The 26,420-nt window shown below is 57.0% G+C and carries 27 protein-coding genes; 11 read left to right on the top strand and 16 right to left on the bottom strand.

The genetic code is table 11. From position 1 onward, the window contains the following. Both AC2CGP_RS21925 and AC2CGP_RS21920 read left to right on the top strand, forming a co-directional pair. Positions 1–1,073, top strand: a 1,073-nt coding sequence (locus AC2CGP_RS21925; protein ID WP_484502454.1) for a VENN motif pre-toxin domain-containing protein, incomplete at its 5' end; no start/stop codon positions are given. Positions 1,074–1,377: 304 nt separating this feature from the next. Next, positions 1,378–2,085 carry a hypothetical protein gene (locus tag AC2CGP_RS21920; protein ID WP_227503938.1) on the top strand — a complete coding sequence of 236 codons (708 nt, stop codon included), beginning with the start codon at positions 1,378–1,380 and terminating at the stop codon, positions 2,083–2,085. Positions 2,086–2,533: 448 nt separating this feature from the next. Here AC2CGP_RS21920 and AC2CGP_RS21915 read toward each other — a convergent pair whose 3' ends face one another. From AC2CGP_RS21915 to AC2CGP_RS21865, 11 genes are all read right to left on the bottom strand, one after another. Then, the gene (locus tag AC2CGP_RS21915) at positions 2,534–3,046 is read right to left on the bottom strand and encodes a 4-hydroxyphenylacetate 3-monooxygenase reductase subunit (RefSeq protein WP_002887467.1); all 513 of its coding nucleotides are present in this window, start codon (positions 3,044–3,046) and stop codon (positions 2,534–2,536) included. A 19-nt stretch (positions 3,047–3,065) separates the two neighbouring features. After that, positions 3,066–4,628, bottom strand: a complete 1,563-nt coding sequence (gene hpaB, locus AC2CGP_RS21910; protein WP_002887473.1) for a 4-hydroxyphenylacetate 3-monooxygenase, oxygenase component — start codon at positions 4,626–4,628, stop codon at positions 3,066–3,068. 225 nt (positions 4,629–4,853) lie between these two features. Continuing rightward, positions 4,854–5,744: a 4-hydroxyphenylacetate catabolism regulatory protein HpaA gene (hpaA, locus tag AC2CGP_RS21905; protein WP_015368434.1), complete on the bottom strand. Its 891-nt coding sequence runs from the start codon at positions 5,742–5,744 to the stop codon at positions 4,854–4,856. 9 nt (positions 5,745–5,753) lie between these two features. Next, a complete protein-coding gene (gene hpaX / locus AC2CGP_RS21900) occupies positions 5,754–7,112 on the bottom strand; it encodes a 4-hydroxyphenylacetate permease (RefSeq protein WP_008807576.1) in 1,359 nt (452 codons plus the stop codon). Between the two features lie 21 nt (positions 7,113–7,133). After that, positions 7,134–7,931, bottom strand: a complete 798-nt coding sequence (hpaI, locus tag AC2CGP_RS21895) for a 4-hydroxy-2-oxoheptanedioate aldolase (protein WP_213759903.1) — start codon at positions 7,929–7,931, stop codon at positions 7,134–7,136. 10 nt (positions 7,932–7,941) lie between these two features. Beyond that, complete coding sequence (gene hpaH / locus AC2CGP_RS21890; RefSeq protein ID WP_002887487.1) at positions 7,942–8,745, bottom strand: 2-oxo-hept-4-ene-1,7-dioate hydratase; 804 nt, start codon at positions 8,743–8,745, stop codon at positions 7,942–7,944. A 137-nt stretch (positions 8,746–8,882) separates the two neighbouring features. Further along, positions 8,883–9,263: a 5-carboxymethyl-2-hydroxymuconate Delta-isomerase gene (locus AC2CGP_RS21885; protein ID WP_015368431.1), complete on the bottom strand. Its 381-nt coding sequence runs from the start codon at positions 9,261–9,263 to the stop codon at positions 8,883–8,885. Positions 9,264–9,272: 9 nt separating this feature from the next. Continuing rightward, positions 9,273–10,130 carry a 3,4-dihydroxyphenylacetate 2,3-dioxygenase gene (hpaD, locus tag AC2CGP_RS21880; protein WP_009485358.1) on the bottom strand — a complete coding sequence of 286 codons (858 nt, stop codon included), beginning with the start codon at positions 10,128–10,130 and terminating at the stop codon, positions 9,273–9,275. 1 nt (position 10,131) lies between these two features. Then, positions 10,132–11,598 carry a 5-carboxymethyl-2-hydroxymuconate semialdehyde dehydrogenase gene (gene hpaE, locus AC2CGP_RS21875; RefSeq protein WP_009485357.1) on the bottom strand — a complete coding sequence of 489 codons (1,467 nt, stop codon included), beginning with the start codon at positions 11,596–11,598 and terminating at the stop codon, positions 10,132–10,134. Beyond that, positions 11,595–12,359, bottom strand: a complete 765-nt coding sequence (locus AC2CGP_RS21870) for a fumarylacetoacetate hydrolase family protein (RefSeq protein WP_009485356.1) — start codon at positions 12,357–12,359, stop codon at positions 11,595–11,597. Before AC2CGP_RS21870 ends, hpaE begins: the two co-directional genes overlap by 4 nt. After that, positions 12,356–12,988, bottom strand: coding sequence for a fumarylacetoacetate hydrolase family protein (locus AC2CGP_RS21865; protein ID WP_047036823.1), 633 nt, complete (start codon positions 12,986–12,988; stop codon positions 12,356–12,358). Before AC2CGP_RS21865 ends, AC2CGP_RS21870 begins: the two co-directional genes overlap by 4 nt. A 48-nt stretch (positions 12,989–13,036) precedes the next feature. On the opposite strand from AC2CGP_RS21865, the gene AC2CGP_RS21860 reads away from it, so the two are divergent. Continuing rightward, positions 13,037–13,228, top strand: coding sequence for a hypothetical protein (locus AC2CGP_RS21860; protein ID WP_047036825.1), 192 nt, complete (start codon positions 13,037–13,039; stop codon positions 13,226–13,228). 47 nt (positions 13,229–13,275) lie between these two features. Then, entirely contained in the window at positions 13,276–13,710 is a 435-nt protein-coding gene (gene hpaR, locus AC2CGP_RS21855) for a homoprotocatechuate degradation operon regulator HpaR (protein ID WP_045411671.1), read from the top strand. Positions 13,711–13,812: 102 nt separating this feature from the next. On the opposite strand, the gene AC2CGP_RS21850 is transcribed toward hpaR, so the two are convergent. Continuing rightward, on the bottom strand, positions 13,813–15,174 hold the full coding sequence (locus tag AC2CGP_RS21850) for an MFS transporter (protein ID WP_045411674.1): 1,362 nt from the start codon (positions 15,172–15,174) through the stop codon (positions 13,813–13,815). 180 nt (positions 15,175–15,354) lie between these two features. Continuing rightward, positions 15,355–16,269 carry a GntR family transcriptional regulator gene (locus AC2CGP_RS21845; RefSeq protein WP_045411676.1) on the bottom strand — a complete coding sequence of 305 codons (915 nt, stop codon included), beginning with the start codon at positions 16,267–16,269 and terminating at the stop codon, positions 15,355–15,357. A gap of 141 nt (positions 16,270–16,410) precedes the next feature. Between AC2CGP_RS21845 and AC2CGP_RS21840 the strand changes: the two genes are divergently transcribed. Together AC2CGP_RS21840 and AC2CGP_RS21835 are read left to right on the top strand one after the other, a co-directional pair. After that, entirely contained in the window at positions 16,411–17,433 is a 1,023-nt protein-coding gene (locus AC2CGP_RS21840; protein WP_213759905.1) for a zinc-binding alcohol dehydrogenase family protein, read from the top strand. An 11-nt stretch (positions 17,434–17,444) separates the two neighbouring features. Then, the gene (locus tag AC2CGP_RS21835) at positions 17,445–18,890 is read left to right on the top strand and encodes a tagaturonate reductase (protein ID WP_213759906.1); all 1,446 of its coding nucleotides are present in this window, start codon (positions 17,445–17,447) and stop codon (positions 18,888–18,890) included. 257 nt (positions 18,891–19,147) lie between these two features. On the opposite strand, the gene AC2CGP_RS21830 is transcribed toward AC2CGP_RS21835, so the two are convergent. Together AC2CGP_RS21830 and AC2CGP_RS21825 are read right to left on the bottom strand one after the other, a co-directional pair. Then, positions 19,148–20,368, bottom strand: a complete 1,221-nt coding sequence (locus AC2CGP_RS21830) for an amino acid deaminase (protein ID WP_038434870.1) — start codon at positions 20,366–20,368, stop codon at positions 19,148–19,150. 43 nt (positions 20,369–20,411) lie between these two features. Then, entirely contained in the window at positions 20,412–20,591 is a 180-nt protein-coding gene (locus tag AC2CGP_RS21825) for a hypothetical protein (RefSeq protein WP_032410742.1), read from the bottom strand. On the opposite strand from AC2CGP_RS21825, the gene AC2CGP_RS21820 reads away from it, so the two are divergent. The 5 genes from AC2CGP_RS21820 to AC2CGP_RS21800 all read left to right on the top strand — a co-directional run bounded on the left by AC2CGP_RS21820 (position 20,569) and on the right by AC2CGP_RS21800 (position 25,554). Next, positions 20,569–22,008, top strand: coding sequence for an N-acyl-D-amino-acid deacylase family protein (locus AC2CGP_RS21820; protein ID WP_110916084.1), 1,440 nt, complete (start codon positions 20,569–20,571; stop codon positions 22,006–22,008). The two genes, AC2CGP_RS21825 and AC2CGP_RS21820, sit on opposite strands and share 23 nt — an antisense overlap. Positions 22,009–22,018: 10 nt before the next feature. Next, positions 22,019–22,411 (top strand): RidA family protein, encoded by a 393-nt coding sequence (locus AC2CGP_RS21815; protein ID WP_015368415.1) that lies wholly within the window; start codon positions 22,019–22,021, stop codon positions 22,409–22,411. Positions 22,412–22,598: 187 nt separating this feature from the next. Further along, positions 22,599–24,086 carry a sodium:solute symporter family protein gene (locus tag AC2CGP_RS21810; RefSeq protein ID WP_015368414.1) on the top strand — a complete coding sequence of 496 codons (1,488 nt, stop codon included), beginning with the start codon at positions 22,599–22,601 and terminating at the stop codon, positions 24,084–24,086. 9 nt (positions 24,087–24,095) lie between these two features. Further along, complete coding sequence (locus tag AC2CGP_RS21805; protein ID WP_063402368.1) at positions 24,096–24,968, top strand: 2-dehydro-3-deoxygalactonokinase; 873 nt, start codon at positions 24,096–24,098, stop codon at positions 24,966–24,968. Next, on the top strand, positions 24,955–25,554 hold the full coding sequence (locus tag AC2CGP_RS21800; protein ID WP_045365382.1) for a 2-dehydro-3-deoxy-6-phosphogalactonate aldolase: 600 nt from the start codon (positions 24,955–24,957) through the stop codon (positions 25,552–25,554). The genes AC2CGP_RS21805 and AC2CGP_RS21800 overlap by 14 nt, the downstream gene beginning before the upstream one ends. Here AC2CGP_RS21800 and AC2CGP_RS21795 read toward each other — a convergent pair. After that, positions 25,551–26,414, bottom strand: a complete 864-nt coding sequence (locus tag AC2CGP_RS21795; RefSeq protein ID WP_045379739.1) for a MurR/RpiR family transcriptional regulator — start codon at positions 26,412–26,414, stop codon at positions 25,551–25,553. The genes AC2CGP_RS21800 and AC2CGP_RS21795 overlap by 4 nt on opposite strands. Positions 26,415–26,420 lie beyond the last annotated feature (6 nt).

The following is a 26,420-nucleotide window of genomic DNA, read 5'->3' as shown; positions in this document are numbered from 1 at the left end:
ACCAGAAGGTGGCGCAGGCGGTAACGGCGGCGATGCAGGGGCTGGCGGGTGGCAACCTGGCGCAGGCGGCGAGCGGGGCAGTGAGTCCGTATGTGGCGGAAATCATTCACAGCCAGACGACGGACAGCGCGACGGGTAAGGTGAATGTGGAAGCCAATGCGATGGCGCACGCGGTGTGGGGAGCGATAGCGGCGGCATCGGGAAATAACAGCGCGCTGGCGGGAGCGGCAGGCGCGGTGAGCGGCGAGCTGCTGGGCCGCTGGATAGCGGCGGAATATTATCCGGATGTTAAGACAGAAGAACTGTCGGATGAGCAGAAGTCGACGATAAGCGCGCTGAGTACGCTGGCGGCGGGACTGATGGGGGGGCTTAGCGGAGGCAGCAGCGCGGATGCGGTGGCGGGGGCGCAGGCCGGGAAGAATGCGGTGGAGAATAACCTGATGGGCGGGAACGAATGGAGCCAGGGTGAGAAAGCCAGAGAGCATGGCGCAGATGTTCTCTCATGCGCAGATAACCCGTCTGGTGAAGCCTGCCAGCGAGGAATTGCTGAAAATAAAGCTTATGCAGGTGCGTTGGCTTCAGCGGGGCTAATCTATCTGCCGGGAGGAATGCAGATTACTGGCGCGATAGGTGGAACGGCAAATGCTGGTATCCAGTATCTTATGAATGGAGAAGTTAATCCAACGGATGTGCTCATTGCGACGTATGTTGGAGCATTTACTGCAAATACGGGAGCCTGGGGAACCGTGGGCTGGAATGCGGCAGGTGGTGCAACATCCAGCTATCTGAACGGTGATGATCCATTTAAAGGTGGCGTAATAAGTGGTGCCGCTTCGGGTATCGGTTATGGAATAGGTAAAGTTGCCAAAATTTCATTAGATAAATGGGTTAATCCTGCATGGAAAAATTACGAGTGGGTTAATTTGGAGATGGGAATAAGCAAACCATTACCTTTATCACCGATACCTGGAATATCTGGGAACGCTATATCATCAATCATTACAGAAGCAACAGGACAAGGTGGCTCTAAAACTACTAATAATTTGTGGAAGAGAACTGAAAATGAAAAATGATTTTTACCGTTGGCTCACTGTTTTCACTGTTCTGATGATAATCATGAGCTTGAGTTCATTTCTTGCACTTTTTATTAAGCCAATTATTTTTTATTTCGAAACAGGAACTATTAATGTTTCAGTTATTAATTATTTGTTTTTGAGTATAAAAATTGGCTCGTTTGTTAGCGGGGTAATAATCATTGGTTTATGGATTAAACATCGATTTAATATCCACTAATATAGCTATTTAAAAAGATCCCGGCGCCAGTGCCGCGATCCTATCCATATAATAAACTACGATACGGGCGGAAAGTACCAGAAGGTGGCGCAGGCGGTAACGGCGGCGATGCAGGGTCTGGCGGGGGGCAACCTTGCGCAGGCGGCGAGTGGCGCAGTGAGCCCGTATGTGGCGGAAATCATTCACAGCCAGACGCCAGACTGCGATACAGACTGTAAAGGAAAACTTGCTGAAGATGTGGCAAAAGGGAATGCAGTAGTATCAGCCCATCTGGCAGGTACTGTTGGGTTAGGTATATTGCCAAAGGGGGCTCTGATAACAGCAACCATCAGTGGCGGAGCCAATACTGCAATACAATATGCCACGACTCGTGAAGTGAATTACACAGATGCGTTGATAGCGACTTGGGTTGGAGCAGCAACCGCAAAAACTGGTTGGTTAGGAACTGTGGGATGGAATGCGGCAGGTGGAGCAACATCAAGTTATATTAAAGGAGATGACCCCATGGTTGGGGCTATAACAAGTAGTGTTGGCTCTGGATTAGGATATGGGGTTGGTCATTATGTAGTGAAGCCTACTGCAAATACAATCGGTAAATGGATAACTGGTGGATGGGACCCCAAATTTGATCCCGTTAGATTAAAATATACGGAAATAAAAGGGCTGATTGGAATATCGAAAGAAATATCGCCAAGTAAAATTCCTGGAGCAACAGGAAACATAACTGGTTCCTTTCGCACAGAATACGGCAGTGTTGAAACTCAAGAAATTATCAATAAGGTTAAGAAATGAGTAGTTCAATCTTTCTTTTAAAAAGAAAAATGATCGCTAGTTTTTGCATATTTTTTGTCTGTATGTTCTCTGTAATTATTACTGGGCTATTGGCAAAAATTTTTTTTGTTACAGTACTATGGATTCTGGGTGATGAATTTCAATTGTCATGGAATGATATCCTACAAGGCATAAAAATCGGGAGTGTGGGAGGAGGGGTACTAGGTATCGGAATTATTCTTTCGCGCCTTTTTAAGGTTGAAGGATTCTAGTTCACGTTCAGAAGAAGTTTGTTCATAATATTATGAGTCCGCTATGTGACAAGGAGAAAGAGCAGAACCAGCCGGCGGTGACGCAGGGCAAGCTGAACGCGCAGGCGGCGCGGCGCTGACACAGTTTGCCCGGCAGGAACGCTAACGCGAATCTGTATTGCCCCTCCCCGTTATCCGGGGAGAGGCTGGCGAGGCCATTACACCGCGACTTCCATTTCCATCATCACCGGGTGGAAACGGCGTTTAAAGTAAATCAGGCCGTGCCCTTGCGGGCTCAGGGTAATATTGCGGATCTCCACCAGATACACCAGGTGGGTACCAATAGTTTGCACCTGGCTAATCTCGCCTTCGAGACTGGCCAGCGAACCCTTCAGTACCGGCTGTCCGAGCGCGCCCTGCTGCCAGCCGCTGAGGGCAAACCGCTCTTCCATCGTCACCCCGGTCATCCCGGCGAAATGACGGGCCATGATTTCCTGCTCGTGGTTCAGCACGTTGATGCACAACTTGCCGTTGCCCTGAAATACCGGGTTCATCGCGCTGTTGGCGTTGATACAAACCATCACCGATGGCGGCGTATCCGTCACCGAGCAAACCGCCGTGGCGGTAATGCCGCAGCGGCCGGCTTCACCTGCGGTGGTGACAACGTTAACCGCAGCCGACAGGCTGGCCATGGCATCGCGAAAACGCAGGCGTTGTTCATCTAATTGCATTATGACCTCCCGCTGTGAATTACTTCAGCAGCTTATCCAACATGTTGATATCAGCGTTATTGTGCAGATGCGGCACCGTCCAGCCGTTCTGGTCGTACTCGGACAGGCAGCGGTCAACCATCGCCATCATTTTGTCCATATTGCCGGAGCTCTGCGCCTGGCGCAGACACTGCAGGCGAATTTCATCCTGGCTACCGGAGTAGTTGATCTCATACAGTTCATGGCGGCCGCCGAATTCGCTGCCGATGGCGTCCCACATCAGTTTGAGGATCTTGATACGTTCAACGTGATCCATACCGTTGGAGCCGCGCACGTACTTCGCCAGATACTGATCGATCTGCGGGTTGTTCAGATCGCGGGCGCTGGACGGCAGATAAATCAGGCCGCTGGTGACGTTACGCTCGATGATGTTCTTGATCTTGGCGTAGGCCATCGGCGCCATCACGCGATAGGTCTGCAGCGCGGCGTGATCCGGCAGCCATGCGCCGTTGACCCACGGCGTCGCTTCCGAGCACATGGAATCGCTTAACGCCCAGAACATGTTGCGCCACGCCACCACTTCGCCAAGGTCGGCCTGTACGCCGCGGAATTCGAGGGTGCCGGTACATTCCAGAGAACGCTTCAGCAGGGCGGTGATAAAGTCGAGTTTTACCGCCAGGCGCACGCAGGCCTGCAGCGGGTACATGCGGGCGAAACCACCTTCCATGGTCCAGCGGCGGCAGCGGTCAAAGTCGCGATAAATCAGTACGTTCTCCCATGGGATCAGCACCTTATCCATTACCAGAATCGCGTCGTTCTCGTCGAAACGGCTGGAAAGCGGATAGTCGTACGGCGATCCGGTCGCGCCGGCGACCATCTCATAGGAGGCGCGGGAGATAAGCTTGACGCCTTCGGCATCCATCGGCGCGACGAACATCAGCGCGAAGTCCGGGTTCTCGCCCATCACCTGTGCGGAGCCGAAGCCGATCATGTTGTAGTGGGTCAGCGCCGAGTTGGTGGCGACCACTTTCGCGCCGCTGACGATGATCCCGGCATCGGTCTCTTTTTCCAGCTTGATGTAGACATCCTTCACTTCATCAGCCGGCTTGTGGCGGTCGATCGGCGGGTTGACGATAGCGTGGTTAAAGTACAGGCCGGTTTCCTGAATGCGGGTGTACCAGTTGCGGGCGTTCTGCTCGAACTGGCCGTAAAACGCCGGGTTGGCGCCCAGCGCGCAGCCGAAGGCGGCTTTGTAGTCCGGGGTGCGGCCCATCCAGCCGTAGCTTAAGCGCGACCATTCGGCGATGGCGTCGCGCTGCTGGCGCAGATCGTCGGCGCTTTTCGCCACGCGGAAGAATTTGTGGGTGTAGCCGCCGCTGCCGGTATCGGTGCCCCAGCACAGGGAATCCTGCATCTCCGGTTTGTGCAGCGCATCGTACAGCTGAGCGACGGAAGCCGCGGCATTACGGAAGGCCGGATGCGTGGTGACATCCTTCACGCGCTCGCCGTAGATATAAATTTCGCGGCCATCCTGCAGGCTTTTTAAATACTCTTCGCCAGTTAACGGGCGTTTCGCGTCGGCGCGGAAATCTTCAGGTTTCATAGGGGCCTCTTCAGTATTTATCGGAATAATGATGTTAAATATATGTTTTGTTTTTGTTGTTTAATTGAAGCGGTTATTGCGCTTGTCGTGAAGGGACGTTTGCGACAACGGCGGGTACTTTTCAGGCGGGAGTGAATTTTGTGATCTCTGCAGCTTTTGGCGGGCGGCGCGGCGCTGACAGGCCCTATGGACCGTAGCCCCGGCAAGCGCAGCGCCGCCGGGGTATTACGATACCGGTACTTTTTGCGCCCGGTAACTGCTTGGCGAGCAGCCGACCTGGCGGCTAAAAAAGCGCGCAAAATAAGCGGGATCTTTAAACCCCAACTGCCAGGCTATCTCATTGACCGCGCTATCGGAAAACAGCAGCAGCCGCTTCGCCTCGCGTAGCTGGCGGTCGAATATCAGCCGCTTCGGCGGGCGGTTGGCGAAGCGGCGGCAGATATCGGTCAACCGCGATTCGGTCAGATGCAGCTCGCTGGCGTAATCCGGTACCGTCCAGTGTTGATGGAAGTGGCTGTCGATCATCTGGTTAAAGCGCTGGAATAATTTCAGCTCGCCGCGCATGCCGCTGGCGGCATGATCGTCGAGCCTGGCGTTGCGCAGCAGCAGGGTAAATACCGCCTGCGCCAGCAGCGCCAGGGTATGCTCGCGCCCCGGTAACTGAGCGGTGGATTCACGGCGAATCAGCTGCCAGTAGTGCGCCAGCGCCGCCAGCTCGTCGGGTTTATCCGCCAGCGACAGGCAGATCCCCGGCAGACCGAAGGTCTCCCGCGTACCGGGATAAAGCACCTCCAGCAGCGGCCAGATGAGTTCTTCGTGCACCGTCAACACGTGACCATCGCTATCGGACTCGGTAATAAAGGCGTGCGGTACCGAGGGCGGTGTTATCACAAACAGCGGCGCCTGCACAGAATAGCGGTGGTCATCAAGCTGCAGCTCAATCTGTCCGGTATCAAGAAAGTGCATCTGAAAATAGCGGTCGTGGCGATGCGCCTGCATGTCGCGGCCAAAAAAGGCCGCCATGCGGGCAAACGACTGATAGTGCACCTCTTCGGTGCCCAGACTCTCGTCGTAATCTTTATTGATGTCGATGTTGGCGATTGAATGCTGGCACATACCCGCTCCTTAGTGGCCTTTTTGCGCCGCTAAGCCCGGCGCGGCGGCGGCGTCCTCGCGCTGGCTCATCGGAATGCGGGTGAGCACCAGCGCGCCGACGATCAGCAGCCCGGCGACAAACCACAGCCCGGAGCTAAAGCTGCCGGTGGTATCGCGCAAAATGCCGATCAACAGCGGGCTGACGGCAGAGCCGACGTTGCCGATGGCGTTGATCACCGCCAGCGCCACCGCGCGCGATTGCAGGCTGATCACCCGATCCGGGGTGGTCCAGAAAATGGCCATCGCGGTAAAGGATCCCACCGAAGCCATAATAATGCCGATCAGTTGGATCAGGCTGTGGTGCGTTGCCGAAGCCAGCAGCCAACCCGCCGCGGCGAACAGGTAGGGCAGGATGGTATGCATCTTGCGCTCTTTGCGCCGGTCGGAGCGGCGGCTCCACCAGATCATGCCGAAAATGGTGCAGAACTGCGGGATCGCCGCCAGCAGGCCAATCATGATGTTGCTACTGCCGGTGTTGAAGCTCTGCAGGATCTGCGGCGTCCAGATATTAATGGCGCTGAGGGTATTGGTCAGGCAGAAGTAGGCGAGGGTATACATCAGCACCGCTGGCGTCAGTACTTCGCGCAGCGTGGAACGCGGCGAAGCCGGGACGATCGCCGCATGTTCCCGTTCGCGATCGATCATCGTCTTCAGCGCCTGTTTCTCTTCGTTATCCAGCCAGTTGGCTTTATCCGGCGTGTCGTTGAGGAAGAACCAGGTGACGACGCCGAGCACCACCGACGGCAGGCCTTCCAGCAGAAATAGCCACTGCCAGCCTTTCAGGTTCCACAGGCCGTCGAGCGCCAGGATATAGCCGGAAAGTATCGAGCCGAGCATCATGGTCACCGGCATGGCGATCATAAACAGGGCGTTGGCGCGGGCGCGATGGTAGGCCGGGAACCACCAGGTCAGATAGACGAGGATCCCCGGCAGAAAACCGGCCTCGGCGATGCCGACCAGCATCCGCAGGATGTACAGCGTATGCGGGCTGGTGGCGAACATGGTGCAGGTCGAGGCGATCCCCCAGACCACCATGATCCCGGCGATCCAGCGGCGCGCGCCAACTTTCGCCAGCATGATATTGCTGGGGATCCCGCACAGCACGTAGGTGACGTAGAACAGCGTCGCCGCCAGGCCGAACATGGTGGAGGTCAGGCCGAGATCTTTACCCATCGTCAGGCCGGCGAAGCCGATATTAATGCGATCCAAAAATGAGAAAACAAAGAGAACAAACAGGAAGGTGATCAGGCGGCGGAACAGCTTTTTGATCACCCGGTTTTCTACTTCAACGGCTTTATTATCATTGTGTTGCAGGGTAGAGGTAGTCATGTTGCGCTCCACATTATCCGTTCAATAGACGGATTTATTGTTATCGGTTGTGGTGGTTGCGGTGTGGGTAAAACGGGCCGCCAGCGCTTCTGCGCCGCGGGCCAGCAGGGTGGTATCGACGCCGACGGCGACGAACAGCGCGCCCAGTTCGAGATAGCGTTTCGCCAGCTGTTCATTGGCCATCAGGATCCCCGGCGCCTTTCCGGCCTGGCGGATTTGCTGGATGGCATCTTCAATGGCGGCCTGCACTTCCGGGTGTTGTGGGTTGCCGCCGTGGCCCATATCAGCGCTGAGATCCGCCGGGCCGATAAACACGCCATCCACCCCTTCGACATCGAGGATCTGCGGCAGATTTTTCAGCGCTTCGCGGGTCTCAATCTGTACCAGTACGCACATGGCGTCATTGGCCTGATGGATATAGTCCGGGACACGATTCCAGCGCGAGGCGCGGGCAAGCGCGCTGCCGACGCCGCGAATGCCGGCAGGCGGGTAGCGGGTGGCTCTGACCGCCAGCCGCGCTTCTTCGGCGTTCTGCACCATCGGCACCAGCAGGGTTTGCGCGCCGACGTCCAGCAGTTGTTTAATTTGTACCGGATCGTTCCACGACGGACGCACCACCGGCTGGCTGGGGTAGGGCGCAATGGCCTGAAGCTGGGTCAGCACCGTTTGTACATTGTTGGGCGCGTGTTCGCCGTCGATCAGCAGCCAGTCGAAGCCCGCGCCGGCCAGCAGTTCGGCGCTGTAGCTGCTGCACAGCCCAAGCCACAGGCCGATTTGCGGACGCCCGGCCTTGAGCGCCTCTTTAAATGCGTTGTTCATGTTGCTCTCCTCAAACAAAGCGGCAGCTGATGGCGCCCATGTTGCCGTAGTCGACGTGGAAGGTATCGCCCTTGCGCGCCGGGACCGGGCGGGTGAAGGAGCCGCCGAGGATAATCTGCCCGGCTTCGAGCTGGACATCGTATGGCGCCAGTTTGTTGGCCAGCCACGCCACGCCGTTGGCCGGATGATTGAGTACGCCCGCGGCGACGCCGGTCTCTTCAATCACGCCGTTGCGATACAGCAGGGCGGAGATCCAGCGCAGGTCGAGCTCGTCCGGTTTAATCGGCCGGCCGCCGAGGATCACCCCGGCGTTGGCGGCGTTATCGGAGATAGTGTCGAACACTTTGCGCGGACGCTGGGTTTCCGGGTCGATGTTGTGGCAACGCGCGTCGATAAGCTCCAGCGCCGGGATAACGTAGTCGGTGGCGTTGTAGACATCAAACAGCGTGCAGTTCGGGCCGCGCAGCGGTTTGGCCAGCACGAAGGCCAGCTCGACTTCGATACGCGGCACGATAAAGCGGTCGGTGGGAATATCGCTGCCGTCGTGAAAGAACATATCGTCGAGCAGCGCGCCGTAGTCCGGCTCGCTGATCTGCGAACTGGCCTGCATCGCTTTAGAGGTCAGGCCGATCTTGTGGCCTTTGAGCACGCGGCCTTCGGCGATCTTCATCTCGACCCACTCGCGCTGGACGGCGTAGGCGTCCTCAATGGTGATCGACGGATAATCCAGCGAGATCGCGCGGATCTGTTCACGCTGTTTTTCGGCCTGGTTCAGCCGCTGGGCAATCAGGGTACGGGTCTGTTTATCGAGCATAGTGATTCCTGTGGCATTACCGGAAATGTGCACAATCGAGTAGCCCGGGCGAGGCGTTTACGCCGACCCCGGGGTGGCCCGGAGCAAACCCCGGCGTCGCGTTGCTCGGCCGGGCTACCTGCTTGAGCCTCGATGTATTATTTAAATAACGCGTGCACGTTGTTCTGTTTGTAGTTCAGCGTCGGGTCGAGTTCTTCCATGGCGAACGACAGCGCCAGATAGCGGCTCTCCATCAGCGCGGCAAAGTGGGCTTTGATCAGCGCGAAAAGCATTTCGCCCACCTCCTGGCGGCTCTCAAGGCTGCGCCCGGCGCCGATCTTCAGGGTCATATGCACGAAGGCGTAATCATGCTTGCCGTCGGCCATCTGCCAGGTATCGAGCCAGTGGGCGCGGCTACGAATGCCGCCAATCGGAAAGATACCGGTGGCGGCCAGCGCCTCGTTGACTTTAGCGAACAGCCCCGGTAAATCGGCCTGTTCGCGGATATTGTCGCTACACTCGGCGATAAAATGCGGCATACGGCCTCCTTACGCCTGCGCCGGCAGCGGGAACACGGCGTTAACCTGGCCGGTACCGGAACTGGCGAATAGCTCGGTGATAAACTCCACCTTGCCGTCGTATTTATCCCAACCCAGCAGGCCGAGCAGCATCACCGTGTCGTGCATGTTGCCTTCGCCGTAGCAGTAGTCGGCGTACTCCGGCAGCATGGTGCAGAACTCTTTGAATTTGCCCTCGCGCCACAGTTTCACCACGCGCTCATCCATCTGATGATCAAACTCGCGGGTATAGCTGTTCATCCCCTCTTCGGCGCGCTGGTCGTCGATAAAGCGATGCGACAGCGAACCGCTGGCCAGCACCGCTACGGTGCCGTCATATTTGTCGATGGCCTTGAGGATGGCCTCGCCCAGCTTGCGGCTGTCGGCAAAATCGTGAACGGTACAGAAGGCGGAAATGGACACCACTTTGAAATGCTTATCGCTATTCATGTAGCGCATCGGCACCAGGGTGCCGTACTCCAGCTTCAGGCTCGGAATATTGTGCGCTTTGGCGCGTACGCCAAGCTTGACGGCCTCGTCGGCAATCAGGTGGCCCAGCTCCGGGTTGCCGTCGTAGTCGTAGGTCATGTCGCGAATAAAATGCGGCAGTTCGTTACTGGTGTAGACGCCCTGAAAATGGTCGGCACAGTTGATGTGGTAGGCGCTGTTGACCAGCCAGTGGGTATCGAACACGATGATGGTATCAACGCCCATTTCACGGCAGCGCTTGCCAATTTCTTTATGCCCGTCGATCGCGCCCTGACGGCAGCCGTGGTTTTTCCCCGGCAGCTCAGACAGATACATCGACGGCACGTGAGTGATTTTTGCTGCTAACGCTAACTTACCCATATCAGACTCCCCATTTCGGGATCGGATGGTCGCCCATCGAGATGCAGACGTTTTTCATTTCGGCGAATACTTCAAAGCTGTATTCGCCGCCTTCGCGGCCGGTGCCGGAGGCCTTCACGCCGCCGAACGGCTGGCGCAGGTCGCGCACGTTCTGGGTGTTGACGAACACCATCCCGGCTTCAATACCGCGTGCCAGGCGCAGCACTTTGCTGACGTCCTGGGTCCAGATATACGACGCCAGGCCGTATTCCACATCGTTCGCCAGGCGCAGCCCTTCCGCTTCGTCTTTGAACGGCAGCAGGCAGGCGACCGGGCCAAAAATCTCTTCCTGGGCGACGCGCATGCGGTTGTCGACATCCGCCAGCACCGTCGGGCGCAGGAAGTTGCCGGATTTCAGATGCGCCGGCAGGTCGGACGGTTTATCCGCGCCGCCGGCCAGCAGGGTGGCGCCCTCTTCAATGCCGAGGCGAATGTAGCCGGACACTTTCTCCCAGTGCTGCTTGCTAATCAGCGCGCCGACCTGGGTATTCGGATCGGTCGGATCGCCCACGCGCAGGCGGTTGGCGCGCTCGGCGAAGCGTTTGACGAACTCCGGATAAATACTCTGCTGAATGAAAATGCGCGAACCGGCGGTGCAGCGTTCGCCGTTGATCGAGAAAATGGTGAACAGCGCGGCGTCGAGCGCGCGCTCGATATCGGCGTCTTCAAAAATCAGCACCGGCGATTTTCCGCCAAGCTCCATGGAGTACTTTTTCAGGCCGGCGTTTTTCATGATGTTGCGCCCGGTGGCGGTGCCGCCGGTGAAGGAGACGGCGCGCACATCATGATGGCGTACCAGCGCGTCGCCAGCGGTGGCGCCATAGCCCTGCACCACGTTGAGCACGCCAGCCGGGATCCCGGCCTCCAGCGCCAGCTCGCCCAGACGATCGGCGGTCAGCGGCGACAGCTCGGACATTTTCAGCACCGCGGTATTCCCCAGCGCCAGGCACGGCGCCACCTTCCAGGTGGCGGTCATAAACGGCACGTTCCACGGCGACACCAGCGCGCAGACGCCAACCGGCTGCACGAGGGTGTAGTTGAGCATCTTGTCATCGACCGGATAGGTCTTGCCGTTCATCTGTTGGCACACTTCGGCGAAAAATTCGAAGTTATGCGACGCCCGCGGGATCAGCACGTTTTTGGTCTGGTGGATAGGCAGGCCGGTATCGGCGGTTTCCATCGCCGCGATCTCCGGGACGTTCTGATCGATCAGATCCCCCAGGCGGCGCATCAGGCGCGCGCGCTCTTTCATCGGCAGGTTAGCCCACTTCGGGAAGGCCTCTTTCGCCGCCGCTACCGCCTGGTTGATTTCGGCTTCGCCGCCGGAGGCGACTTCAGCCAGTACCTCGCCGGTGGCCGGGTTGGTGGTATGAAAATAGTCTGCGCCGGCAACGTTTTTACCGTTGATCCAATGGTTAATCTTTTTCATGACAGTGTCTCCTCATACGCTTGCTGGCTGATGATATGGTTGACCAGGCGGCCCACGCCCTCAACTTCAACGATCACCTCGTCGCCCGGCACCACATCGGATAGCCCTTTCGGCGTGCCGGTGGCGATCATGTCGCCCGGTTGCAGGGTCATAAATTCGCTTAAATAAGCGATGAGGAACGGGATGCTGAAGATCAGATCGGCGGTGGTGCCCTGCTGGCGCAGTTCGCCGTTGACCCAGGTACGCAGGGCCAGATTATGCGGATCCGGGATCGCCTCTTTGGCGACGATCCACGGGCCGATCGGCGTCAGGGTGTCGCGGCTTTTCACCCGCAGGTTCGGGCGGTAGTAGTTTTCCAGATAGTCGCGGATCGCGTAGTCGTTGCACACGGTATAGCCAGCGACATAATCCATGGCCTCGGCTTCGCTGACGCGGCGCGCGGTTTTCCCGATCACCACCACCAGTTCGGCTTCGTAGTGCATGTATTCGACGTTATCCGGGCGTACCGACTGCTGCTGGTGGCCAATAAAGGTGTTTGGCGCTTTGATGAACACCAAAGGCTCGGTTGGCGGTTTAAACTCCAGCTCGCTGGCGTGGTCGGCGTAATTCAGCCCCAGCGCGAACAGCGTGCCGTCGGCGGGCGGCAGCCAGCGGAATTCGCCTTCTTTCAATACCGTGCCATCGGGCAGGCGAACCTGGTCACGTTCATCGACCAGCACGTCGCGTACCTGTCCCTGCCATTCAATACGTGCCTGTTTCATGCCAGCTCTCCTTCTGCGACAACCGGGTTTTCGAGCGCCGGGAAACCGTCGGCGAGAATACGTACGCGGTCGCCGGGGCGCAGCGTGACGCGGGAGTGGGGCGTGCCGATAAGGATCGCGTCGCCGGGATTGAGGGTGGCGAACTCGCTTAAGGCGCTCAGCAGCTGCGCGGCGTTACGCTGCAGATCGCCGGTATGCCAGCTATCCGCCTCGCGGCCGTTGATTTCGGTGATGATGGTCAGGTTATCGACGTTGCGCACCGCCGACAGCGCGCCGATGGGGCAAAAGCCATCGCGGCATTTGGCCTTGATCGCCGGGCGATAAAAACTCTCTTCCGGCAGGCTAACGTCGTTAGCCAGCGCGTAGCCGGCGATATAGTGCGCCGCCTCTTCCGCCGCCACTTTACGCGCGGTTTTGCCGACAATCAGCGCCACCGTCGCACCGCTTTGTACGGTCTCGTCCTGCGGATGGGGAATGGCTTCGCCATCGCCAATCACGGTATTGCGGGGTTTGATGAACCAGACCGCGGTTTTCGGCGGCGTCTTGTAGGGGGCCTGTTGAAACGCTTCGCGCCAGGCGTCGAGCTGGCTGCGATGATTGAGCGCAACGGCGAAGATGGTACCTTTCATTCACCACTCCTCTGGTACTGATTATCGATTCGAAGGAATTTCATTAATATGTTAATGATCATCTTTTATTCTTTGCGCGCCGGTTTGGCAAATAGAAGTGAATGTTTTGTGATCGGATTAACACAATATTTACATATTTTTCATTTATTTATTATTTATCATATAGATATATTTATTTTTAATGACGGCTGGTACTTTTCAGGTGCAGAAACCGGTTGTACATGGCAGGATTATGGCTAATTATTAAATTGTTAATAAGTTTTGGTGAGCGTTGTTGAGGGGATACCATGCATGATTCATTAACCATTGCGCTGCTGCAGGCGCGGGAAGCGGCGATGGCCCATTTCCGGCCGATCGTCAAACGCCACAATCTGACCGAACAGCAGTGGCGTATTGTGCGTATCCTTGCGGAAAACCCATCGATGGATTTCCACGACCTGGCCTGGCGCGCCTGCATTTTGCGCCCCAGCCTGACCGGGATTCTGACGCGCATGGAGCGCGACGGTTTAGTGTTGCGTTTAAAACCGGTCAACGATCAGCGCAAGCTCTACCTGTCGCTGACGCCCGCCGGGCTGGCGCTGTATGAGAGCGCCCAGGCGCAGGTGGAAGAGGCCTACCGGCAGATAGAAGCGCAGTTTACGGCGGAGAAGATGCGTCAGTTGACCACGCTGCTGGAGGAGTTTATTGCGCTGGGTAATGGCGCGGGGGAAGAGGAGTCATAAGAAATTCCAGAGGAAGAACAATGTCCGGGCTGGTGTGCCATTGGCTTTAAAGCGGCTGGAGATGGGGGGGTTCATGCCCTGCCATCGGCAGGGCTATAAGGTTTAGCTGTTACGCGGATCGCTAATCGGCTGGCGAACCAAGAAAACGTAGGCCAGCGCGCCGAGGGCGGTCACGCAACCACAGATAATCAGCGCCAGCTGGAATGAGTGGGTGGTATCGACGATAAATCCGGTCACCACCGGTGCGAAGGACGCGCAGATAAAGCTGGCGAAGTTCTGGATGCTGCCGACGGAAGCGGTCATCCTTGATGCCACTGCAACGTGGATTAACCCCCAGCAGGAAGTGCCGGCAAAGTGGATGCAGAACAGCGCCATACCGATTAATAGCACCGCAGCTATTGATGTTGTGGCCTGTGGTACCACGAGCGTAAACGCGGCGGAGCAGAACATTCCGGCAATAATGCAAATTTTGCGGCTTTTAATTGGCGCCATACCCCCTTTGACCAGCCAGTCGGTGACGTAGCCGTTGATGAGCATCCCGGCGGCACCGAACAGAAACGGGATGGCGGCCATAAAACCGGTGCTTTTCAGATCGAGGTTATACGCTGTTTGCAGATAGCCCGGCAGCCAGGCCAGATACAGCCACGCGGTATAGTTGATGCCGCTGAAGCCGAGCATCATTCCCCACATGGTCTTGTTTTTGAACAGGCTGCGCCATTCGGCAAAGCTTAGCGGGTCACGACGAACGTTGACGCTTCCGGCGTTAAGGTAGGCCTGCTCTTCGGCAGTGAGATCGATATCCTCCCGGTTGCGATAGAGCATATACCAGCCGATAGCAACGAAAATCCCCAGCACGCCGATAGTGATAAACATCCCGCGCCAGCCCATCATTAGCATCATCGCGGCCAAAATCGGTGGGCTGATGGCGACGCCAATGGTTGAGGCGGCGTTAAAAAAACCCATCGGACGTCCGCGCTCTTTAATATTAAACCAGTCGTTGATCACCTTTACACCGCAAGGATTCATCGGCGCTTCGCCGATCCCCATGCCGATACGCACCAGTACGAACTGGGTAAAATTGTGAACCATTCCCGAGACCGCCTGAAACAGCGACCAGAAAAACATGCCAAGCCCCAGCATGATGCGTGGACCTTTGCGATCCAGCAGCGGCCCACAGGGAAGCTGCGCGATACCGTAGGCCAGAGAGAAAACAGACAGCAGTGCGCCGATTTCGGTGGCGCTGAGCCCTAACTCTTCACGGATGGTTAAATTAGCGACGGATAAGGAGCTTCTATCGAGGTAGTTAATGACTGCTGCCAGAAATAGCAGAATCATTGCCGTTGTCTGAATTTTTTTAATCCGAGTACTACGTTGTAATGTATTATCTAACGGAACTGAAATCGTCTCCGCTTTCCCTTTTTCAAAGGTTGTCTGCGGGTCGATGGTTATATTTCTTTGTTCCACGCCTGACTCCTGGCTATTCTATTTGAACGACAAGTGACATCGAATGGTTTAAACACCACCCACATTTTTCACAGTAAAGTAAGTCGACTTGTTTTCAGCATAAATAACCTTTTTGGGGCCTGGCGGATTACGTTTTTAGATTTGTGCTTCTGATTGTCATTTTCTGTTTTTAATCGGTACTTAATAAAGCGGAGACTCATTCTGCTTAAGGGAATTAATCATTGATTGCTTCGCGGAGTTCAGGTGGTTACGCAGCGCCAGGTTGGCGTCCAGGTCGCTACGGCAGATAAGCGCGCTCAGAATGGTCATATGTTCGTCAATGGCGATGATATTGCGTTGTTTAAGATCGCTTTCATCCCACTGATAGTGAAAGTGGAAGATAACGGAAATAATCTCAAGTGATTGATTAAAAAATATATTATCGGCAGCGGAAAGTAATAACGTATGAAAATCACGATCAAGCTGCGAGAACATACGAAAACTGTCGCCGATGCTGTCTCTTAGGGCGCGATGGCGCTCGAGCAGGGTTTTCGCCTGCAGCCAGCGGGCGTCGTTGTCCGGCAGGTTGAGAAAGTGCTGGAGCGCATGGGTTTCCAGCATCTCCCGTAGTTCGAACAGCTGTTCCGCCCAGGATTGCTCAAACTTTTTCATGTTCCACTGGCCGCGCTTCTCACTTTCAATCAGGTTATAGCGGCTGAATTTCAATAAAAACTCTCTGACCACCACCGGGCTGACGCCCGCGGCACGCGCCAGCTGTAGCTCGGAAAACTTTTCTCCGGCGCGCAGTTGGCGCTGGTTGATCATAGTAAAAAATGCCTGCTCGAAGATACGGTTCTGTTCAGCCAGTGAGGCGCTGGAACCATCGAAGCCGTCCCGCACTTCGGGCAAACGGAGGATCTGGTAATCCTGATTGACCCGACTCAGTACACCGCGTTCGCATAAGTGGCCGAGAATGTGGCGCACGGTGGTGCGGCTGATGTTGTACATCTCTGCCAGCGCGCTTTGCGAGGGCAGCGGCGAGGGAATAAAGCCGCGCGCCATATCGTTAATGACCTGGTTAATCACGTTATGGCGAAGGTTTTGTGAACGGCTCATAGTGTATTTCTCTTCCTTTTTGAATATTAAAACCGGATTTAAAACAGTTTTGTGCGCGGAGTTTCACAGTTTTCGCAATGACTTTATCCTGAATTGTATTTTTCATCGATATCTAAGCCAACCAATACGGAGGCAATAATTATGACGTCGATGAATACTTTAGTGTGTCAGGAACCAAAAAATCTGACCTGGGAAATACGTCAGATCCCTATTCCTGACGACGATGAAGTTCTTATTAAAATAAAAGCGGTGGGGATTTGTGGAACGGATATTCATGCATGGGGCGGTAATCAACCCTTTTTTAGCTACCCGCGTGTACTCGGTCATGAAATATGCGGTGAGATAATTGGCCTGGGTAAAAATATTCATAACCTGAAAAGCGGTCAGCAGGTTGCCGTCATTCCTTACGTGGCGTGTCGTCAGTGTCCGGCCTGTCTGAGTGGGCGGACAAACTGCTGCGAGAGGATTTCCGTGATTGGCGTACATCGCGATGGCGGATTTAGCGAATATCTCAGCGTTCCGGTAAAAAATCTGCTGGTGGTGGATGATGTTGACCCTGAGGCCGTAGCGCTGATTGAGCCGTTCGCCATTAGCGCCCACGCGGTGCGGCGCGCGGCTATTCAGCCAGCAGATCAGGTGCTGGTAGTTGGCGCAGGACCGATTGGACTGGGGGCGACGGCAATTGCTAAAGCTGATGGGGCGCAAGTGGTGGTGGCTGATACCAGCCCGGCTCGACGCGATCATGTGGCGCAGCATCTTGGCCTGACCACTCTCGACCCCTCCGATCCGCAGTTTACCGACCAGTTGTGTGAAACGTTTGGCGGCTCTCTGGCGCAGAAAGTGATCGACGCGACGGGGAATCAGCAGGCCATGAATAACACCGTAAATTTAATTCGCCACGGCGGCAGCATTGTTTTTGTCGGCCTGTTTAAAGGCGAGCTGCAGTTCCCGGATCCAGAGTTTCATAAGAAAGAGACGACCATGATGGGTAGCCGCAACGCGACGGAAGAGGATTTTGCCAAAGTTGGGCGGCTGATGGCCGAGGGAAAAGTGACTGCCAGGATGATGCTGACCCACCGTTACGATTTCAGATCATTGGCTGAAATCTACGAAAGCGAAGTCATTAACAATCGCCAGCTTATCAAAGGCGTCATTCATTTTTAGCAGGAAAAGCTATGAAATCGTTAAACAGAAAAGATTTTCCCGGGCCGCAGCACCCGACGCGCGTGCTTCAGTTTGGTGAGGGCAATTTCCTGCGGGCGTTTATTGACTGGCAGCTAGATTTGTTAAATGAGAAAACCGATCTGGCGGCAGGCGTGACCATTATTCGCCCGATCAACACCGAGTTCCCGCCGCCGTTAAATACTCAGGACGGGCTCTATACCACGGTGATTCGCGGGCTGGATGAGAGCGGCGAGGCGGTGAGCGAAACGAGGATCGTCCGTTGTGTGAATAATGAGATCAATCCCTGGCAGGATTTTGCCGCTTATCTCGCGCTGGCCCGTAATCCGGATATTGAGTTTGTGTTTTCGAATACTACCGAAGCAGGCATTAGCTATCATGCCGGAGACCGGCCCGATGATATGCCGCCGGTGAGCTTTCCGGCGAAGCTGGCTCAGCTCCTACTCGAACGGTTCCGCTATTTTGATGGCGCAGCGGATAAAGGCTGGACGATTATTCCCTGCGAGCTGATTGACTATAACGGCGAGGCGCTGAAGGCACTGGTGCTGCGTTATGCCGAAGAGTGGCGGCTGCCCGCGGCATTTAGCGATTGGGTTAAAACAGCCAATACCTTCTGTTCCACGCTAGTCGATCGCATCGTGACGGGCTTCCCGCGCGATGAGGCGAAAAAGCTGGAAGCGGAGCTGGGGTATCACGATGCGTTTCTTGATACTGCCGAGTACTTCTGGTTGTTCGTTATCCAGGGGCCGCAAACGCTGGCGAAGAAACTGCGGCTCGATCGTTGCCCGCTTAATATACGTATCGTCGACGATATTCGGCCTTATAAAGAGCGCAAAGTCGCCATTCTCAATGGCGCGCACACTGCGCTGGTCCCCGTGGCGTGGTTGTGCGGCGTGGATACCGTTGGTGAAGCGATGCAGGACGAAGTCATTCGCCATTATGTGCAGCAAACCATCAGCGAAGAGATTATTCCTGCGCTTGATTTACCTGTCGACCAGTTACGGCAGTTTGCGGATGCGGTCACCGGGCGCTTTCTTAATCCGTATATCCGCCATCAGTTGCTGTCTATCGCCCTGAATGGGATGACCAAATTCCGTACCCGGATCCTGCCGCAGTTGCTGACGAATATTCGCCAGCATGGCGTGATTCCGCCGCGGCTAACGTTCGCTCTGGCGGCGCTTATCGCCTTCTATCGCGGCCAGCGTGAGAGACAGATGTATCCGCTACAGGATGATGAAGTCTGGTTAACCCGCTTTGCCAAAGGATGGGCGCAGGTGGCGAACGGTCACCCACTGCATGAACTCGTTGTGGAGGTTTTGCAGGATGAAGCGCACTGGGGGGAAGATCTGCTGGCGATTCCCGGACTGACCGAACAGGTTACACAGTATCTGGAGGTGATTCTGACCGTTGGGATGCGCGAAGCCCTGACGCGGCTATAGCCGGTTTGTTGTGCGGCGTTATGTAGACACTGTTATCGGTTTGCAACTTTTAAGGGGTTTTCCCGGACGCGGCGCGTTGCGCCTTCTCCGGGCTACCAAATCGCAAAGCGCTGTAGCCCCGGTAAGCGGCAGCGCCACCGGGGGATTTTGAAATCACCAGCACCAGTAGTGTCAGCCAGCGTGGTGAAGAAATTAACGGCAGGTCGCACGGAGCGTAGCCCGAGTAAGGCGCGAAGCGCCGTCCCCCGGGATGCCTGTCAAAACAGCGTGTCGAGCTCGTCCAGCACGTTGTAGTCGTCATCGACCAGCAGCAACGTCTTCCACTTATCAAAGGTCAGACAGGGGTGCGAAGTGCCGAACAGCAGAATATCGCCGACCTGCACATCGCTGCCCGGCGCCAGGCGCAGCATGCAGTGCTGATCCATGATGCCGATACTGACGATCGACTCCGCGCGCAGCGCTAACTGCTGGCCGTTACGATAATGGGCGATCGGCTGCGGCAGCCCGGCGTCGAAGGCGCAGTCGCGCTTGCCGAAGTTTACCACCGCGCGATCCGCCTCAGGCACCGATTGCACCATCGCCATCAGCTCCAGCGCTGATGTAAGATCGCCGGCGAGATCGCAGGCAATCGGATCGCGGGCGATCAGCTCTTGTTGTGCGAGATCGTAGATCCCGCGATCGTGGGTGATATAACAGCCAGGGCGGATGACGATACGGCAGCGGCGCGGTTTTGCCGCCGCCAGCCAGATGTTGCACACCACGTCATACCAGACGGTGCCCGCGCCGGTGAGAATAAATTCGCCGTCAACCAGCGACTCCATGCGGCAGGCAAGCGCCGCGGCCTGTTGTAATAACGCTTCCACCTGCGGTTGTGGATCGTCGCCGTGCAGCACTCCTTCATACAATTCCAGTCCGCGTAGCCGTAACCCCGGCAGATCGCTTACCCGCTGCGCCAGCGCCAGCGCGTCATCAACGCTACGACAGCCGCAGCGCCCGCCCGGCACGCCAAGTTCAATCAGCACATCCAGCGTTTGTCCCTGGGCGGTGAAGAAAGCGGAGAGGGTGCGCACGTTGGCCTCGCTATCGACGCAGCAGATAAAATCCACTGCCCGATAGTGGGCTTTTAGCTGCGCGACCACCTGCATATTGGCCTTGCCGACCAGCTGATTGACCATCAGGACGCGTTGGATGCCGCTGGCCATCGCCGCGCTGGCCTGCCAGGCGCTGCCCACGCCGATCCCCCACGCTCCCGCTCGCTGCTGCGCCTGAAATATCCATGGCGTCATTGTCGTTTTGCCATGCGGCGCCAGCGACACCCCGCGGGCGTCGGCGTAACGCTGCATCCATGAAATATTATTTTCCAGCGCCGACTTTTTTAGCAGCGCGGCGGGTAGACAGACCTCTTCCGCCAGCAGATTAGCCGGCGCGGACATGAGGGCGGATTTGTGCGGGATGAGCGGTGCTGAATGGTATTTCATAACACTATCCTTTCAGAGTTTATAATCGGTTAGTCGCTGGGTATCATTTATAACTATTTGATAAATATATTTTTAATATAAAAATGTTATTCGTTTTGAATAAAAGTATCACAAAACGATCTGGGTTTTGCGTAGTTTTCCACTGTTTTTTGCGCTTGTAAATGGTTAACTTGTCGGCATGTCGAAAGGGAGTAATTGCTATGAAAGTTGACTGGCTTTTCAAAAACGTCACGGTGATCGACGGGAGCGGCGGGCCGCAATACCGTGCTGATGTGGCGGTGAAGGGCGACCGAATAATGGCTATCGCCCCGGCGCTGGACGTCGCGGCGGAGCAGGTGATTGATGGCCAGGGGCGGGTACTGGCGCCGGGCTTTATTGATGTGCATACCCATGATGATATCAACGTTATCCGTATGCCGGAGTACTTGCCGAAGCTCAGCCAGGGGGTGACGACGGTGATCGTCGGCAACTGCGGGATTAGCGCGGCGACCGCCACCATGCGCGGCGAAGTGCCGGACCCGATGAATCTCCTCGGCGAGCAACAGCACTTTATCTATCCCACCGTGGAGGCTTATGCCCATGCGGTTGAAGCGGCGCGGCCGTCGCTGAATGTCGGCACGTTAATCGGTCACACCGCGCTGCGCAATAACCATATGGACGATCTGTTTCGTCCGGCGAACGAGACGGAAATCGCCGGCATGCGCGTACAGCTACGCGATGCGCTGCGCCAGGGGGCATTAGGGCTCAGTACCGGGCTGGCCTATGCCAGCGCCTTCCAGTCGACCACCGAAGAGGTGATGGCGTTGGCGGAAGAGCTAGCCGCCGGGAAGGGGGTCTATACCACCCATTTACGTTCAGAGTTCGAGCCGATTCTTGAGGCGCTGGACGAAGCCTTCCGTATCGGCCGTCACGGCAACGTGCCGGTGGTGGTTTCGCACCACAAGTGCGCCGGGGCGAAAAACTGGGGGCGTACCAAAGAGACGCTGGCGTTTTTCGATGAGATGCGCCAGCAGCAGGATATCGCCTGCGACTGTTATCCCTACTCCGCCAGCTCGTCGACGCTGGATATGAAACAGGTGACCGATGAGTTTGATATCGTGATCACCTGGTCCGAAGCGCAGCCGGAGCAGGCGGGGAAAACGCTGCAGCAGATCGCCGATGAGTGGCAGGTGAGCCTGCACGAGGCCGCGGCGCGGCTGATGCCGGCGGGCGCTATCTACTACAACATGGATGAACAGGACGTACGGCGGGTGATGCGCTATCCGGTCACCATGATTGGCTCTGACGGGCTGCCGAACGATCCGATGCCGCATCCGCGCCTGTGGGGCGCCTTCCCGCGGGTACTTGGTCACTATAGCCGCGACGAGCAGCTATTCCCGCTGACTACCGCGGTACACAAGATGACCGGGCTGTCGGCGGCGCGCTTCCAGCTGGCGGATCGCGGGCTGGTGAAAATTGGCTACTTCGCCGACCTGGTGCTGTTTGACCCGCAGACGGTGCGCGATGTCGCCAGTTTCTCCGACCCGAAACGCCCGGCGGACGGCATTGAGGCGGTGATGGTCAACGGCGTGATGAGCTACGGCAGTGATAAGAAAATTACCGGGCGGGCAGGGCGTTTCCTGCGCCGTCGGATGGACTAAGGAGTTGAGTATGAGTATCAAACGTTATGGCGTGGAAGGCGGTACCGGAACCGGCGGTCAGCATCTGCCGTTCGCCCGCGCGGTGGAAGCGGGCGGCTGGCTATATGTCTCCGGGCAGACGCCGATGAAAAATGGCGAAGTCGTAGAAGGCGGCATCGTCGAACAATCGCGGCTGGCGATCCAGAACTGCGTCGACATCATGAGCGAAGCCGGTTACGGCCTGGCGGACGTGGTACACGTGAAGGTGATCCTCACCGACGCGCGCTATTTTCAGTCGTTCAATAAGGTTTTTCGCGAGTTCTTTGGCGATAATCCGCCAGCGCGCATTTGTTGCGTGGCGGACCTGGTGGTGGATTGTAAAGTAGAAGTGGATGTGACCTGTTTTAACGCTGCGCGACAATAACGCCTGACGGCAAAAAAATAATTCCCTCCCTTTCCGGGAGGGATCATCAAAAAAATGTGATATCGGCACCAGAGTGAATAAATAAATCGGTGCCACTGGGTTCGCTATGCCTTTTTTCAGGCATGGTTCCTGTTAACTCATAATATTCAGCGGCACGAATATTATTTATTACGTCTGGATGTGAGCCATGAATAATATGTCATTTATGATTTGGTTTTCCGTTTATGCCTGCGCGATGATTACCTTAGGTTGGTACGTTTCGCGCAAACAGAAAACCGGCGAAGACTTTTTACTTGGCGGTCGTTCGCTGCCGATGATCCTCACTCTCGGTTCGACGGTCGGCACCATGGTGGGGACCGGCTCCAGCGTCGGCGCCGTCGGCTTTGGCTACAGCAACGGCTGGGCCGGGATGCTTTACGGCCTTGGCGGCGCGGTGGGGATCCTGCTGGTGGCATGGTTATTCGCACCGGTACGTAAACTTCGCTTCATGACCATGAGTGAAGAAATGTCGTATTACACCGGCGGCAGTAAAATTATTAAAAACCTCGTCGCGATACTTATTTTTATTGCCTCTATCGGCTGGCTGGGAGCGCATATATTAGGCGGCGGATTATATCTGGCGTGGGCCAGCGGCATTGATATTAATGTCGCGAAAATTATTATCGCGCTGGCTTTTGTGGTTTATGTCGGTATCGGCGGCTATTCCGCGGTGGTGTGGATCGATACCATTCAATCGATCGTGCTGTTCGTCGGCTTTATTTTAATGGCGGTGCTGGCGGTTCATCACGTTGGCGGCTGGAGCCATATTCAGCAGGCCGTCGATCCGGCGGCGCAAAGCCTGTTCGCGGTCGATAAATTAGGCGTGTTGCCGGCGCTATCATTGGCGATGGTGATCGGCGTCGGCGTGCTGGCGACGCCTTCTTATCGCCAGCGTATTTACTCGGCGAAGACCGTCTCCTCGGTGCGCCAGTCCTTTACCATTACCGGCCTGCTGTATCTGGGCTTCTCTTTCCTGCCGGCGATCATCGGTATGGCGGTATGGACCATGAACCCGCAGCTGGAAAACAGCGGCTTCGCTTTCTTGTTTGCCACTCAGGTGCTGCCGCCGGTGCTGGCGATGGCGATCCTGATTGCCGGGATGTCGGCCAATATGTCTTCCGGTAGCTCTGATGCCATCGCCGCGGTGTCCATTATGCTGCGCGACCTCTACACCCTGGTGACCGGCCATATGCCCGCGCCGGAGAAAGCGATTCGCCTGTCGCGGATCTTCCTGGTTCTGGTGATTGCGCTGGCGCTGCTGTTTGCGCTGACCTCCAACGACATCATCAGCTATATCACCAAAATGATCTCGATGATTATGTCCGGCATGTTTATCTGCACCATGCTTGGCCGCTTCTGGAAACGTTTTAACTGGCAGGGCGCGGTCGCCGCGCTGGCCGGCGGCGCCGGGGCATCGGTTGCGGTGCTGGTAGATAGCGACTGGTTGGCTTTCTGGGGCAACCCGTGTATTCCGGCGGTACTGACGAGCCTGGTGGCTTCGGTGGTGGTGACGTTACTGACCCCGGCCAGCAGCATGAGCCGCGAGCAGGCGCTGGAGATGATTACCCGCGAGCGTGAAAGCCGCCCAACGCCGCCGCCGCTGCCGATTGGCAAACGTCATACCTCACGCGGGTAAGGGGCAATCATGAACGAGTATATTGCCGTCGATTGGGGCTCTACGCAGCTGCGGGCATGGCGGATGCGTGATGGCGAATGCATCGACCAGCTGAAGCTGCCCTGCGGCGTCACGCGCCTGAACGGGCAGCGCGCCGAAGCGGTATTTCAGCAGCAGCTGGCGCCGTGGCGCGGCGACCCCGCGCTGCCGGTGGTGATGGCGGGCATGATCGGCAGTGATGCCGGCTGGCAACCGGTGCCTTATCTGGCCTGCCCGCTGGCGCTGGAGGCGCTCAACGGTCAGTTACATGAGGTGGCGGAAAACGTGTGGATCGTGCCGGGGCTGAAAGTGGCGCAGGCCGCAGAGTACGATGTGATGCGCGGTGAAGAAACGCAGTTGCTGGGCGCCTGGCAACTGATGCCCGCGGAGTGTTACGTGATGCCCGGCACCCACTGCAAATGGGTGCAGGTGCAAAACGGCGTGGTGCGCCAGTTCGCCACGGCGATGACCGGCGAACTGCATCACCTGCTGCTTAACCATTCGTTGCTCGGCCAGCAACTGCCGGTACAACAACCCGATGACGCCGCTTTCGCTCTCGGTATGGAAAAAGGGCTAACTCAGCCGGCGCTGCTGGACGGGTTATTCAGCGCTCGCGCCGCGCGGGTGTTAGGGGCGCTGGCGGCGGCTTCGGTGAGCGATTATCTCTCCGGGCTGTTGATTGGCGCGGAGGTGGCGACCTTTAGCGAACGCTACCGCGCCAGCCGCGTGGTGCTGGTTGGTGAGCACTCGCTCAGTGCCCGTTATCAGCAGGCGATGGCGGCGCGTGGGTTAGCCGTTTCCTGTTGTTCCGGCGAGGCGGCGTTTCTTTCGGGTATAGCGAGGATGATTGATGGACAAGGTTAAACTGGTGGCGATTTTACGCGGTATTCAGCCTGGTGAGGCGGCGGAGCATATCGCCGCACTTATCGAGGCGGGTTTTCGCTATATTGAAATTCCGCTTAACTCGCCGGACTGGCAGCAAAGTATTCCGGCGATGGTGCGCCAGTTTGGCGAGCGGGCGGTGATTGGTGCGGGGACGGTGCTGAAGGTTGAACAGGTTGATTTTCTGGCTGAAGCCGGGGCGAAACTTATAGTGACGCCCAATACGGCCCCGGCGGTGATCCGCCGCGCGGTAGATAAGGGGATGTTGGTGTGCGCCGGCTGCGCGACGGCCTCCGAGGCGTTTAGCGCGCTGGATGCCGGGGCGCAATGGCTGAAAATCTTTCCGTCATCGGCATTCGGCCCGGACTATATCCGCGCGCTGAAAGCGGTGTTACCGCCGGAGGTGCCGGTGCTGGCGGTCGGTGGCGTGACGCCGGAAAACCTGCACAGCTGGCGTCAGGCTGGCTGCGCGGGGGCAGGGCTAGGCAGCGATCTCTACCGCGCCGGGCAGCCGTTGGCGCGTACCCGTCAACAGGCGCAACGCTTTATCGCCGCCTGCGGCGATTAATCACCGAGCGGCAGTCGGTCGACGCCGTCGCGGTGGTCGTCGAGCGCCAGCTTAATGCGGCGCAGGCGGTCTTTCGCCTGCGGTTTATTGGCCATCGCCAGCTCGGTGGCCAGCACATCCACCATCGCCAGCATCGCATAGCGTGAAGCGCTGGGCTTAAAGATATAGTCGTTTTCGCTCACCAGCAGCGGCAGGACTATATCGGCCTGCGCCGCCAGCGGCGTTTCCGGCGGGGTAATAGCGACAATTTTCGCCCCGTATTGCCGGGCGATAGCGGCGCTTTCGATCATCTCTTTGGTATAGCCGCCGAGCGACAGCACAATCACCACATCTTTCGCCGTCACCGCCGAACTCATCATGCGTACCAATAGGCCGTCGCTCTGGCTGACTACCGGCAACCCGAGGCGGAACAGGCGATACTGGATCTCCTGCGCGCAGATGGTCGAGCCGCCGCCCATACCCAGCGCAAGCACCTGGCGGGCGCCGCTAATCCATTCCACCGCGCGTTTCAGCGCCGCAAGATCCAGCGCCCGGCGGTTGGTTTCCAGTACGCTGATGATCGATTCATAAATTCCCTGTACGCCTTCCAGATCCGGCACATCGAGAATAAAGCGCTGACCAATGGCCAGCGACTGGGCGAGCTTCATTTTCAGTTCGCGCACGTCTTTGCAGCCCAGCGCACGCGCAAAGCGCGTCACCGATGCCTGGCTGGTGTCGGTCAGGCGCGCCAGTTCGGCAATCGGCATTTCCGCCGCGGCGGCGACGTCGTCGAGAATAAACTGCGCAATGCGCTTTTCGGTCGCGGTCAGCGCCATGAAGCGGTCGGTGATGCAGGAGATGATATCGATCGAGTAGGCCATTCCGGG

Source organism: Klebsiella sp. SYXHC3 (genome assembly GCF_057196925.1).
The sequence above is the reverse complement of the archived record's forward strand: the minus strand, read 5'-3'. Positions and strand labels throughout refer to the sequence as shown.